The following is a 12101-nucleotide window of genomic DNA, read 5'->3' as shown; positions in this document are numbered from 1 at the left end:
GACTCTGCACCACAGGGGGACCGGCCGAGGTCGGTCCCCCTGTTCGTTCCTGTGGGCACTAATTCCACGTGGCGCCGGCGAGTAGGCCGTCGAAGCCCAGTGCCGTCATGGCGTCGTCGTAGTTCTCCCACTCGTGTTCGGGTTCGGTGAAGTGCAGGTCGAAGTAGGCGAGGGTGAGGTCGGGTTCCTCCCACTCGTGTGCGCAGCGGCAGCGGACGAAGACCTGGTGGAGGACGTTGAGCAGGAGCCAGTCGCGGCGGGCGTGGCAGTGGGCGCAGGTGATGGGGATGCCGCGGGCGTCGAGTTCGCCGGGGTGGGGGACGGCGCGGACGGCGGGGCGGTGGTCGGGGCTGGGGTTGGTCAAGTGGTGCCCTTCGGCCAGTGACGGGTTCAGCGACACCACATGACGTCACGGCGACCGGTGGTGTTCCCGGCCGCCGCAGACGACATCGAACCGACATCACAGAAGGTGAGTTGGGTCGGCCTCGGGTGGGTCAGGCAGCCTGCTCCGCCGCGCAGAGCTCGGCTTCGCCCGCGATGAGACGGGTGACGAGCGCGCGGTGGTCGGTGGTGAGGCCGTCGAGGACCTGGAGGGTGTGGAGGCTGTCGGGCTCGCGGGCGAGTTCCCGGAGGACGTTCCACCGTTCGGCGATGGCGGTCAGGTGTTCCTGGTCGCGGCGGACGGCTGCCTGCCGCTGGCCGAGTTCGCGGGTGGCGGCGTCGAGGGCCAGTTCGCCTTCGGTGACCCGGGCGGCCAGGTCGGGTGCGTGGGTGCGGAGGTGGTCGAACGCGGCCTGGACGGCGGCAGCCTGGGCCTTGCGCTCGCGCACGATGCCAGCGGCGGCGTCGAGGGAGAGCTTGCCGTCGCGGACCTGTTCGGCGAGGTCCGGCGCGCTCTGGAGGACGGTGTTGGCGAGGGAGAGGCGGGAGCGGCTGACGTCGTGGAGCTTGGCGTGGGTGCGCAGGGAGTGTCCCGAGCGTGAAAGGACCATCGCCTGGATCATGGCGCGCTGGCCTGCGTTGATGTGTCGGCGGCGGACGTTGGACAGCCAGATGTACTCGGCCTGGTCGGTGCCGTCGTAGGTGGTGAAGCGGGCTTCGACGTCGGCGCGTTCGCAGGCGGCGAGGCGGTTGCGGCCGTCGAGGAGGACGCCGTCGGGGTCGCGGACGATCGGTTCGAGCAGTCCGTGGGCCTTGATGTCCTCGGCGAGGTCGTGCAGCTCGTCCTCGGCGAGCATCGGGAACATGTCGGCGAGCGGGTGGATCTTCAGGGGTGGCTCCTTGCGGGGTGGGCTCAGCGGGTTCGGCGCGGCGGGGTGCCGGCCGGTGCGGTGGGCGGGGCTGTCGGGTCGGTGGGCGGGGTGGCCCGCAGGCCGAGGGCGGTGGCGGCGGGGGAGCGGCGGCGGGCGGCTTCGGCGGCGGGGTTGGGTGCGGGGTTGCGGCTGGTGTGCTGGATGCGGCCGAGGAGGACCTTGGCGGGCAGGCGGGCGGTGGTGAGTTCCCGGCGGGCGGCGGCCTCCTGGAGGAGCTGTCGGGGCTGGTGGCCGAGGGCCTGGGCGTCGGCGAGGACCGTAGCCAGGGCGGGCCAGTTCGGTTCGGTGAGGATGCGGGTGGCGTGGGCGGGGACGGCGGAGCGGACGTCTCCGGCGAGGGTGCTGGTGATCTCCGGTCCGGGTCGGCGGTGGGCGAGCGCGGCCAGCTGGTCGGCGGCGGCCTGGTCGTAGGCGGCCTGGAGGTGCTGGACGGTCTGCCGGGCAGCGTGGGCCTGCTGGGCGTGGCCACGGGCTTGGTGCCAGCGTCCGGAGAGGACTGCCGCCCAGACCAGTGCCGCGATCATGACGGTGAGGGCGTTGCCGTCGGGCCCGTCGCCTGCGCGGAGGATGTCGCGGGCGGCTTGGCGCAGGTCGGCGGCGCCCTGGTGGTCGGCGCGGACCTGGGAGCGTTGGGCGCGGGCGAACGCCCGGGTGGCGGCTCGCAGTTCGGCCCGCAGCTCCTGCGGGGCGGTCTGGGCGGTGGCGTTGATGATGTCGCCCAGCGCGGTGATCTGCGCCTGCCCGAGCGCACCGTCCCCTTCGCCACCGGCGGTGCTGTCCTCGGCGAGGTGCTGGTGGACGCGGTCGAGGACATCGGTGGTGCGCTGCCAGCTGCTGCTGGACCGGTTGCGGCGGGCGGTGGGGTGCTCCTCCGGTGCGGATGCGGCGAGGCGGGCGCGGAGCTTGGGCAGGGACAGGTCCGGCGCGATCTTCCCGCCCGGGACGTAGATCTGCTCGCCCTCGGCGTTGGTGTCGCCGGGGCGGCCGACCGCGTAGCCCTGGAGGTCGCCGGACGGCAGGCGGCGGATCTTGACCTCGACGCCGTCGGCCTCTAGGTAGGCGAAGAGTTCCTCCACGCTGGCGGCGTGGGGGACGGCGTCGCGGATGCGGTCCTGGAGCCACTCGCGGCTGGTCTGCTGCCAGCCGAGCCGGTCGGCCTTGTGCATCTCGGCCTGGGTGGGGCGGCGCTCGCCGGTGCGGTCGCCGGGCTGGACCTGGTGGAGACCGAGTTCCTGCTCGATCTTCCGGGCCTCGGCCTGGGCGCGCTTGGCGCTGCCGTGGAGCTTGGGGCGGCGGCCATCCTCGCGGACGGTGGTGGCGAGGATGTGGATGTGGTCGTCGGCGTGGCGTACGGCGATCCAGCGGCAGCCGTGCGGGTCGCCGTCGGGGGCGATGCCGGCGGCGTGGACGGTGCGGCGGGCGATCTCGCCCCACTCGGCGTCGGAGAGGTGGCGGTCGCCGGGGGCGGCGCGGACGGGGCAGTGCCAGACGTGGCCGGTGGCCTTCTTGCCGAAGCCGCTGTTGCGCAGGTTCACCGGCTCGTCGAGGATCCGGGCGAGCTGGGTGAGGGTGGCACCCGGGTCCCGGCCGGGATCGCGCAGGCCGAGCGGGCTGAAGGAGCCGACGATGTGCGGGTCGGTGTGCTCGTCCTGGCGGCCGGGCCCGTAGAGGTAGGCGAGCAGGCCGCGGGTGTTGTTGCCGGGGGCCTTGATGGAGGGAATCACGCTGCTGTGCCTCCTTCGGGAACGGTGTGGTGGGCGGTGGGGATGAGCAGGGCTTCAGCGATGTCGAGGAGCAGGTGCTCCAAGCGGATCAGGCGCTCGCGGCTGTCCGGTTCGAGGCGGTCGTCGCGGTGGAGCACGTGGACCATCTGGTTGACGTTGTTGCCGATGGCGTTGACCTCCCGCAGGAGTTCGGCCCGGAACTCCTGCAGCGCGAGGCGGTCGGTGTGCAGGGGTAGGTCGACGGTGAAGTCCCCCCGGATGAACGCGAGTGCGATGTCCCCGAGGTATCCGGAGATCGTGCCGCCGTAGCCGTGGCGGTGGGCGGCGTCGAGGAGCTCGGCGTACTCGCCTTCGGCGAAGCTGACCGGCCCGACCCGCCTCTCGCGACGACTTACGGTGCGCTTCCGGGACTTGCGGGTGGGCATCGGTTGAGCGCCTTCGGGGGCGTTCAGTTTCGGGACGTCGAGGGCGGCGGTGTTCGCGTGCAGGAACGCGTCTCGTGTCGCGCGCACGCTCGCGTCGGCGGCGAGCGTCGGCGCGGTGCGCTGATCGGCGGGGGTGAGGACGTCGAGCTGCAGCGCGTTGAGCTTGTCCGGGTCCGGGCCGCCCTCGGCCTGGACCTCCCAGCCTGGCGCGCCCTCGCGCCGGGCCTCCTCCGCCACCCCCGGGGCGGAGGCACCCAGTCCCGCGCGAAGTGTCGGAGACTGGGTACAACTGGCTCCGCCAGGAGCCGAGTTGCCGAACGCGAGAAGCAGACGGCCGATCAGCCTACCGCCCGTGGAACCCTCCTCGGGCAGGGCGCGGGCGGTGATGCGGCGGTCGTTCGGGTTGGGCACGGGGGCCTCCGGATTTTCTGTCGGGACACGCGTGCGACGGGCAGCGGTGCGTGCGGGATGCGGATGGTTGTCGGGCTGGGGATCCGGTTCGGCAGTGCCGGGTCATCCGGTGCGGAAGGCGGGGGCGGGACTTCCGGTGCCCCGCACCGGCGACATGCGGGGCACCGGTACGCACCGGCCGGGGAGGGGAGGAAGAGGGGCGCCCGCCCGGCACCGTCCGGCGGTCGGGCGGCGGGGATGTCAGGCCGCCTGCGAGTCGGCCAGCTCGTCCTTGAGACGCTGGGTCAGCTGTGCGAGGCGCTCGTTGGAGATCGGGATGTCCTCCTCGCGCAGGATCTTCTTGACCCGGGCCTGGGTGATGCCGAGCTTCTCGACGGCCGGGCGGACGATCTCGACCAGCTCGTCCATCGAGGCGGCGGGCTTGCGGCCGGTGCGCTTGGTCCCGACCACCGGTTCTCGCCCGTCCGGCCGGATGTCCTCGGGGTCGGCCGCCGGCTCGTCGCGGGGCGGGTCGTGCCGCTCCGGCGGGGTCGTCGGAGTGGGTTCGACGACCAGGGGCACCACGGTTGGCTCGGCTCCCTGGGACAGCGGCAGCTCGTCGAGGTCAGGTACCGGCTTCGCGGTGGCCCCAGCCGTGGTGGTGCCGTGGGTGAGGAGGGTGCCGCCGAGGAAGGCGAGGGCGGGCCATCCGGCGACCAGGATCCGCAGCCAGGCAGGGACGCGGTCGAGGTCGAGGAGTCCGGCGGTGGCGACGTTCGCGCCGAGGGAGGCGGTCAGGGCGATGGCGAACCAGGTCCAGGCGGTGCCGGCCGGGCGGTCGGTGGTGCGCAGGGTCCGCATCCGGTTCCAGGCGGCGACGAGCAGCAGGTCGACCGAGACGGGGTAGGCCCAGGCTTTCCAGCCGTGCTGTCCGGCGGCGTCGGCGATGTCGTGGAGGTGGGCGAAGGACAGGGCGCCCGCGATGGCGGCCTGGACGAGGACGGCGTCCGGGCGGAACGTGCGGCGTGGGCGGGTGACGGGCATGCGGAAGGTGGTCCTCGCAGGTGGGGTGGGGGTGGTGTGCGGAAGTGCCGTCTTTGCCGTCTTGCCGTCTCGGTGCCCCTCCCCGAGGCCGCTGGCGGGTGCGGCTTCGTGAGGGGTGTTCAGTTTCGGGACGGTCGCGTCATCCGTCTCGGGACGCTTGTCCGTCCCGGGCGTATGGCGTGTGACCTGTGGTTTTACGGCAGGGACGGCTGGGACGGCACAAGACAGATGTGGTTGCCGTCCCGGCCAGGCCCGCCGCTCGCACCCCGTGGCTGGGGCGGCGGCGGGCAGGGGCGTCTGCCGTCTTGGTACGGATGCCGGTGCCGTCTTGGCGTGGTGCTCCGTCTCGGCGGTAGGTGCGGTGACCTGTGCTGTTACGGCTGGGACGGCAGGGACGGCAACACGGGGCCGGTCACCCTCTGCTGCCCGCCACGGTGGTGGTGGGGTGGACGGTGGGGCAGTAGCGGCGCCAGGCGTCGAGGAACTTGTTGCGCAGGTAGCCCTTGCGCTGGGTTCCGTCGGGCATGCGGACGTTGCCGGAGGAGATGCCGAACTCGCGGAGCATCGCGCCGAGGCCGCGCGGGGTCAGTCCGCCCCGGCCGGTCTCGGCCCAAGGGGCTTCGGGGTCGCCGTTGAGGGTGAACAGCAGCTGGTCGGTGGCGATGCTCTCCGGCTCCCCGGCGGCGTGGAAGACGCGGCGGATGTCGGCGAGGATCCGCGCGCCGCCGGGGTTGTCCTCCTCGGTCTGCACCTCGGCGTCGACCATCCGCCGGCACGCCTGGCGGGCCAGGCGGGGCCAGGGGCCTCCGGCGAGGTCGGCGACGATCACCAGGGGCTCCCAGGTGTCGGCCGCCCGGTCCTCCACCGGCATGCGCGGCTCCCAGTTCAGGGCCCGGTCGGCGAGCGGCGCGCTCCAGCGGGCGAGCCGGTCGCGGACGGCGTGGAAGGAAGGGCTGTCGCGCTTGGTGCGGTACGGCGCGACGGACTCGCCCTCGGCGCGGCGGCGCATCCGGACCACGATCGAGCGGTCCATGATCGTGTCGGGCAGGTCGCCGATCCCGGCGATGGCCGCCATGGCGAAGGTGTGGAACTTGCGCGGGGTGTGGTCGTTGCCGACCACCCGCAGCACGTAGCGGTCGCGCTGGTGACCGGCGTTCAGCAGGCCGCGCATCTCCTCGTTCTTCTCCGCCATCTTCGGGCTGCCGAAGATCGTGTCCGCCTCGTCGACCAGCAGGGTCGGCGGCTCCTCGGTGATCGAGCGGAACACCGCCGCCGGGGTCGAGTTCACCGTCAGCACCGGCTGGTGGACGGTCTCGGTCAGCACGTCCAGCAGCCGCGACTTGCCGCACCGCTTCGCCGGGCCGACCACCGCCAGGCGCGGGGCGTGCTGCCACGAGCCCTGCAGGTGGGTCGCCGCCACCCACAGCGTCACGGCGTCCAGGGCCTGCTCGGACGGCAGGATCACGAACCTGGCGATCAGGTCCTTCAGTTGCCCGAGCACCTCGGAGCCCTCGCCGGCCTCGGCGTCCGGCATCGCGTCGACCCAGTCCCCGGCGGCGGCCGTGGGGGTCTCCACCCCGGCGGAGTCCCGTCCACAGCCTGTGGACGGGGTGGCGAGAGAGGTGTCGTAGCGGGCCCCGGGCTCGCCGGGCCTGGCGACCGGCGGCCAGCCGGGCACGGAAGGGGCTGTGGGAGGGAGGTGGGAGGCAGTACCCTCGGTCATGGCGATTCCTCACTCGGCGGCTTCGGGGGGCAACCCGATCCGCCGTAGGTCGACTGTCCTGGGATGGGCGGTGGCGAGGTTTCCGATCAGCCCCCGGTGTTCGTAGCGCCGGGGGCTTCGCGTTTTCTGCAGGGGCGCTCGGGCCGCCTCGGCCCGTTCAACCTCCCTTCGGTTGGGTTCTTCATGCTGACATCGACAGCATAGGCATGTCAGGATGCCCCCGGTCAAGCTATTGCAGCATATTTTTCCCAACCTCTAGGGGCATCTATGCTGGCTGGCCTCGAATGTGAAGGTTTCGTGCAGACTGCCTTCAGTCCCTTGGAGGTTGGATAGATGATGCTGTTACCTTCTGATGGTCCGCTCGCGTTGTCGATCTCAAGCGAAGGGAGGTTGGTATGGTCAACCTCATGGTGCATCGCTTCACGCCCCTGGAGGGCGAGGCCCTGGTGGCCCACAACCTGAAGGTTCTGCGCAAGGCCGCCCGCCTCTCCCAGGAGGACGTGGCCGAGCGCATGACCCGGCTCGGCTTCAAATTCCACCAGACCCAGATCGCCAAGATCGAGAACGGCACCCGCCCGCTCCGCTTCGACGAGGTGATCGGCCTGGCCAAGGCGCTCAACGTCCCGGTGGGCAACTTCATGACCGAGGCCGTCGCCGGGCCCGACGAGCCGGACTACGAACTCCAGGAGGCCGGCTTCCGCGTCCAGGCCGCCGAGCAGGAGTGGAGAACCGCCCGCGACCTGGAGCAGGCTGCCAAGGCTCGGCTGGAAGAGGCCGAGCGCGAGTACGACGAGATCGCCGAGCGCCTCACGGCCCAAGGTGTCGACGTCGGCTCCGCCAGAGCCGAGACCGAGTGGTACCCGGCTCCCAAATCGCCCTGGGATCCGCTCCGCAAGCCTCCCGGCGCCGACCAGTAGCCCTCGCAGCCAGCACCCCGTCGTGACGCGCCGGCCTCGCGGACCCATCGTCGCCCGGAGGCGGCCGGAAACCTAAAAAGGCCAGGCCAGTCCGCCTGGCCAAGATCGTTTTAGGTTCCCGGCCGGGACCGCCGTAGTGTGCCGGTCCCGCCCACCGACCCCGTCCCTCCTCACCGCCCGTCCTCCGGCGCTACGAACACCGGAGGACGCCGCGAAGCCCAACCCCGACCACCGCCCATCCCACCAGTCGCCACGACGGCGCGTTGCCCCGCGCCGTTGGGAGGAACCTCCATGCCCGAAACGCCCCTGTCCCTGGCGCGCCTCGCCGGCGCGCTCGACCTCACCGAGCAGCAGCTCGTCGGCCTCGTCCTGTCCTGCGCCACGGAAGCGCCCGACCCCACCCTCGTCGCGCTCACGGTCGAGGAAGCCGCTCGCCGACTCGGCGTCGGCCGGACGACGATGTACGCCCTCGTCGCCTCCGGCGAGGTCCCGTCCGTCACCATCGGCCGTCTCCGCCGCGTGCCCGCCGAGGCGCTCAAGGAGTACATGGCCGCCCGCACCCGGGCCGCCGCTTCGCCCGTCACCCTCGCGGCCTGAGAGGGGAACCGATGGCGAACACCCGCAAGCCCAACGGCGACTCCTCGATCTACGAGGGCAACGACGGCCGCTGGCACGGCCGCGTCACCGTCGGCGTCAAGGACGACGGCACGCCCGACCGTCGCCACGTCAGCGCCAAGACCCGCGCCGAGGTCACCACTAAGGTCCGGAAGCTGGAGAAGCTCCGCGACGACGGCACCGTGCCCAAGGCCGGCCAGAAGTGGACCGTCGGCAAGTGGCTGACCCACTGGATCAAGGAGATCGTCTCCGGCACCGTCAGCGAGAACACCTATGACGGCTACGAGGTCGCCGTCCGCGTCCACCTCGTCCCGGGCGTCGGCGCCCACCGCCTGGAGAAGCTCGAACCCGAGCACCTGGAGCGCTTCTACAAGCGGATGCAGGCCAACGGCAGCGCCGCCGGTACCGCCCACCAGGCCCACCGCACCGTCCGCGTCGCGCTGGCCGAAGCCGTCCGGCGCGGCCACCTGACCCGCAACGTCGCCACCGTCGCCAAGGCCCCGAAGCTCGAAGAGGAGGAGATCGAGCCTTACGAGGTCGAAGAGGTCCAGGCGATCCTCGACACCGCCCGCCAGCGCCGGAACTCCGCTCGCTGGATCTTCGCCCTCGCCCTCGGCCTGCGCCAGGGCGAGGTGCTCGGACTCCAGTGGAAGGACGTCGACTTCGACCGCGGCATCGCCTGGGTCCGGCGCGGCCGCCTCCGGCCCAAGTACGCGCACGGCTGCGGCGACCGCTGCGGGCGCAAGCCCGGCTTCTGCCCGCAGAAGGTGGCCGTCCGCCGCGAGACTAAGGACACCAAGTCCCGCGCCGGCCGCCGCCCGGTCCCGCTGCCCGAACCGCTCGCCGTCGTCCTCCGCCACCACCAGGAGGAGCAGGACCGCGAGCGCGCCCTCGCCCGCGACCTCTGGGTGGAGAAGGGCTACGTCTTCACCGACGAGACCGGCCAGCCCCTCAACCCCAGCACCGACTACCACCACTGGAAGCGCCTGCTGCGCGAGGCCGACATCCGCGACGGCCGCCTCCACGACGCCCGCCACACCGCCTCGACCGTCCTCCTCCTGCTCGGCGTCCCCGAGCGGATCGTGATGGCGATCATGGGCTGGTCCTCGGCCTCGATGGCCAAGCGCTACCAGCACGTCACCGACCCGATGCTGCACGACGTCGGCGCCAAGATCGGTGGCTTGCTCTGGAGCGACTCTGCCGTGGAAATTGCAGAGTGACGGTCCAAGGACAGCTCGCAAGCGAGTGAGCGGAGGGGTTCCCTACGGCCCTGTTCTGACGAACAGGGCCGTAGGGGTAGGGGAGGAAGGTCAGGAGGCGACCTTCAGCTTCTTGAACACTTCTTCGAAGCGGTCGAGGGTCTGGTCGTCGGCCTGCTTGAAGAACTCGTCGCGATTGCGAGTGAGCTCGTGGGCGGGTCCAACGTGGTCGAAGGCGCCAGGCTTATTCTGCTTCTCGCGTGCGATCTTGAGGCGCATCAAGATCGGGGTGGGCTTCTCTGCCTTGATCAGGTCGGTCTCAGTGAGAGAGCTGCCTGTGGCCTTGTTGTAGAGCCAGAGGTAGTCCTTGGCGGTGAAGAGATCTTCGATGTCAGCGGTATCGGGCAGGCCGCTGAGCTGCCCGATGACGATGATGCTGGACGGCTCGACGTTCGCAGCCTCAGCCGCACTGAATACCTTGGAGGTGACCTTGGTCGCCTCCGCGCCGTCGATGATGGCGCGGACCGTCAGCCTCCGGCCCATGACCGCGATGAAGGCCGGCATGTTGCCCACGCCGCCCACCGGGATGATGGCTAGACGCGGATCGAGACCGGTACGGCCCCTGCTGATCAAGTAGTCCGATACGCGCATCAGGAAGACGAAGTCACTGCTGCCCTCGACTGCCAGGAGCGGCCCGGCTCCCAGGAAGAGGTGTTGGGCGACGGAGTACCCAAGAGCAGCCTCGACGGGCAGGATTGTCTTGGGGTCCGCAGACAGGCTCACGGGCGTGACGACTACCCCCAGACTCGGATCTTGCCGGGTTGCCTGGTCGTGGATGGCGCGCATCGTCTCGTACCGCGTCGGGTCGATCATGTGCTGGGAATGGGTGGTGTACAGGACCTGCTGCGTGGTGCCCAGCTCACCATAGATGTAACGGAGGAAGTCGCCCTGGGCCTCGCCGTGCAAGCTGGTGCCGGGCTCGTCGAGCAGGACCATCACACGTTCCCCGCGGTCGCGGTAGGCGCTGAACGCAGCGAGGAACGAGAAGAACCACTGGAAGCCCGTGGATCGGGTGGAGAAGTTGGTCTCCACTCCGTGTCGCTCGTCACGCAGCTCGATCTTGAGGATGCGGTGGTGCGGCTCCGGCTGCCCGGTCTCGGTGTTCGGGGACATTGCCACGAGGTCGGTGTCGAAGACAACCGTGAGGGCGTCGTTCTGCTTCCAGTACTCGAAGACCTGCTGGCTGAGGTCCATGCTCGCGGCCTGCAACTCGGCCTTACGACTGTCGTAGTCCTCGTCCAGAAGGTCCCCGGGCTTTTCGCCAGCCAGACGCAGCAGAGAGAGCATGGTTCCATCGCCGCGCAGCAGACGGCGGTTCTGGACGCGGGCGGCGAGGTTGTGGAGGTCGCATTCGCCGGGTAGGAGCTCGTAGGTGGAGAAGTAGAAGAACTTCGGGAGGAGGTCCGCGAGCGCCTGGTGCTGGTCGTCATTCAGGTTGCCGTCGAGGAGCAACTGGTACTTCTTGAGCTCGGTCGGCACCTTGTCAATGACCTTGGCGCGGGCGGTCTTCTTGTCCGCCTTGAGCTCCTTCGAGCGCGCGTGCGCGGCAGCCACGACCTCCGCAGCGCTTTCGTGGCCGCTGGCCAGATAGCTGCGGTCGTCGGGGTCATCGATACCCGCTTCGTCGAAGACCAAGTCCAGGACCTGGCGCAGGTCGCAGATGATCCTGACCTTGAGGTTGTCGTCGTAGGTCCGAGCAGCCTCGACGCGAGCGTCGGACGGGGGGCGCACGTCCCACTGGTCTTCGAGAGCGTCCAGGTCGCGTTCTTCCAAGGCGAACGTCGCCGTCACGGGTGCGAGGTCGGGAAGGTTGTGCGTCCGACGGTCCCTGGCCAGGTGTCGGCGCGGGTAGTCCTTCGTGAGGTCGAATGTGTCCCGGTTGTTCGCGGGGTTCAGCCGGTGGAGGGCTTGGAGGATGGTGGTCTTCCCCGACTCGTTCTTCCCGATCAGGCAGGTGACGCCGGGGTCGACGGTCATGGTCTGCTCGTTCGTGAAGTTTCGGAACTTGTCGATCTGTACGGACAGCACCAACATGGGCGCTCCCTCCCTGGGCGACGTTGCCCTGGTGTCGTTCAGCAGGCGGCCTACAGCCTGATCCGTCAGTATGGCCGGACGCGCTGACAACCGGAGAACGCTTTAGCCTTGCCTTGTGGCCACAGTTGAGGCTGCTGCCGTCCCCCAGTCGCAAGCCTGGCTGCCGTTCTTCGAGCAGTGCCGAGCGCCTTCTGCGCGGCCCAAAGCTCGAACTGAGACCAAAACTGAGACCACGACACGACGAAGGCCCCGACCGCTGAGCGGTCGGGGCCTTCGTTATGGCTGGTCAGCCACGGCGGAGGATACGAGATTCGAACTCGTGAGGGGTTGCCCCCAACACGCTTTCCAAGCGTGCGCCCTAGGCCTCTAGGCGAATCCTCCGTGGGAGAGCTTAGTACATGTTGAGGGGTGGTTGCGAACCGCTGTCTCGCAGGTGGGTGGCGGGGGTGGCCTGCGGATCGGAGTTGGGGGTGGGTGGGGGGAGTGCGGGCTCGGATCCGCTACTCTTGGGGCAGCCCCTCGCGTGGCGCTATCTCTCTGAACTCCCCCAGGGCCGGAAGGCAGCAAGGGTAGGAGGGCTCTGGCGGGTGCGCGAGGGGTCCTTGCGTTCGGGGCCGAGACGGCGGGGTGTCTCGTTTGTCGGCCGGGCCGGATATC

The 12101-nt window shown here is 70.3% G+C and carries 10 protein-coding genes, 1 tRNA gene and 1 other RNA gene; 4 read left to right on the top strand and 8 right to left on the bottom strand.

Going from position 1 to position 12101, the window contains the following annotated elements:
* Nucleotides 1–58 precede the first annotated feature (58 nt).
* From BX266_RS16740 to BX266_RS16715, 6 genes are all read right to left on the bottom strand, one after another.
* On the bottom strand, nucleotides 59–364 hold the full coding sequence (locus BX266_RS16740; RefSeq protein ID WP_099907950.1) for a hypothetical protein: 306 nt from the start codon (nucleotides 362–364) through the stop codon (nucleotides 59–61).
* Nucleotides 365–494: 130 nt separating this feature from the next.
* A complete protein-coding gene (locus BX266_RS40865; protein ID WP_099900714.1) occupies nucleotides 495–1247 on the bottom strand; it encodes a ParB/RepB/Spo0J family partition protein in 753 nt (250 codons plus the stop codon).
* 47 nt (nucleotides 1248–1294) lie between these two features.
* Nucleotides 1295–3037 (bottom strand): relaxase/mobilization nuclease domain-containing protein, encoded by a 1743-nt coding sequence (locus BX266_RS16730; RefSeq protein WP_099900712.1) that lies wholly within the window; start codon nucleotides 3035–3037, stop codon nucleotides 1295–1297.
* On the bottom strand, nucleotides 3034–3873 hold the full coding sequence (locus tag BX266_RS16725; protein WP_259464726.1) for a MobC family plasmid mobilization relaxosome protein: 840 nt from the start codon (nucleotides 3871–3873) through the stop codon (nucleotides 3034–3036). Before BX266_RS16725 ends, BX266_RS16730 begins: the two co-directional genes overlap by 4 nt.
* Nucleotides 3874–4113: 240 nt before the next feature.
* Nucleotides 4114–4896, bottom strand: coding sequence for a DUF2637 domain-containing protein (locus BX266_RS39975; protein ID WP_259464725.1), 783 nt, complete (start codon nucleotides 4894–4896; stop codon nucleotides 4114–4116).
* A gap of 412 nt (nucleotides 4897–5308) precedes the next feature.
* Complete coding sequence (locus tag BX266_RS16715; protein ID WP_099900708.1) at nucleotides 5309–6619, bottom strand: DUF3631 domain-containing protein; 1311 nt, start codon at nucleotides 6617–6619, stop codon at nucleotides 5309–5311.
* 407 nt (nucleotides 6620–7026) lie between these two features.
* Between BX266_RS16715 and BX266_RS16710 the strand changes: the two genes are divergently transcribed.
* The 3 genes from BX266_RS16710 (at nucleotide 7027) to BX266_RS16700 (ending at nucleotide 9371) form a co-directional block, all read left to right on the top strand.
* Complete coding sequence (locus tag BX266_RS16710; RefSeq protein ID WP_180290509.1) at nucleotides 7027–7536, top strand: helix-turn-helix domain-containing protein; 510 nt, start codon at nucleotides 7027–7029, stop codon at nucleotides 7534–7536.
* 291 nt (nucleotides 7537–7827) lie between these two features.
* A complete protein-coding gene (locus tag BX266_RS16705; protein WP_099900704.1) occupies nucleotides 7828–8133 on the top strand; it encodes a helix-turn-helix domain-containing protein in 306 nt (101 codons plus the stop codon).
* 11 nt (nucleotides 8134–8144) lie between these two features.
* On the top strand, nucleotides 8145–9371 hold the full coding sequence (locus BX266_RS16700) for a site-specific integrase (RefSeq protein WP_099900702.1): 1227 nt from the start codon (nucleotides 8145–8147) through the stop codon (nucleotides 9369–9371).
* Nucleotides 9372–9461: 90 nt separating this feature from the next.
* On the opposite strand, the gene BX266_RS16695 is transcribed toward BX266_RS16700, so the two are convergent.
* The gene (locus tag BX266_RS16695) at nucleotides 9462–11444 is read right to left on the bottom strand and encodes an AAA family ATPase (protein ID WP_099900700.1); all 1983 of its coding nucleotides are present in this window, start codon (nucleotides 11442–11444) and stop codon (nucleotides 9462–9464) included.
* Nucleotides 11445–11740: 296 nt separating this feature from the next.
* A tRNA-Ser gene (locus BX266_RS16690) sits at nucleotides 11741–11825 on the bottom strand.
* Between the two features lie 132 nt (nucleotides 11826–11957).
* Between BX266_RS16690 and ffs the strand changes: the two genes are divergently transcribed.
* Nucleotides 11958–12048: signal recognition particle sRNA small type (gene ffs, locus BX266_RS16685), an RNA gene on the top strand.
* Nucleotides 12049–12101: the final 53 nt, after the last annotated feature.

The sequence above is a fragment of the Streptomyces sp. TLI_171 genome (assembly GCF_003610255.1).
Classification (GTDB): domain Bacteria; phylum Actinomycetota; class Actinomycetes; order Streptomycetales; family Streptomycetaceae; genus Kitasatospora.
Note: the sequence above shows the minus strand (reverse complement) of the source record. Positions and strands in the feature narration are given on the sequence as shown.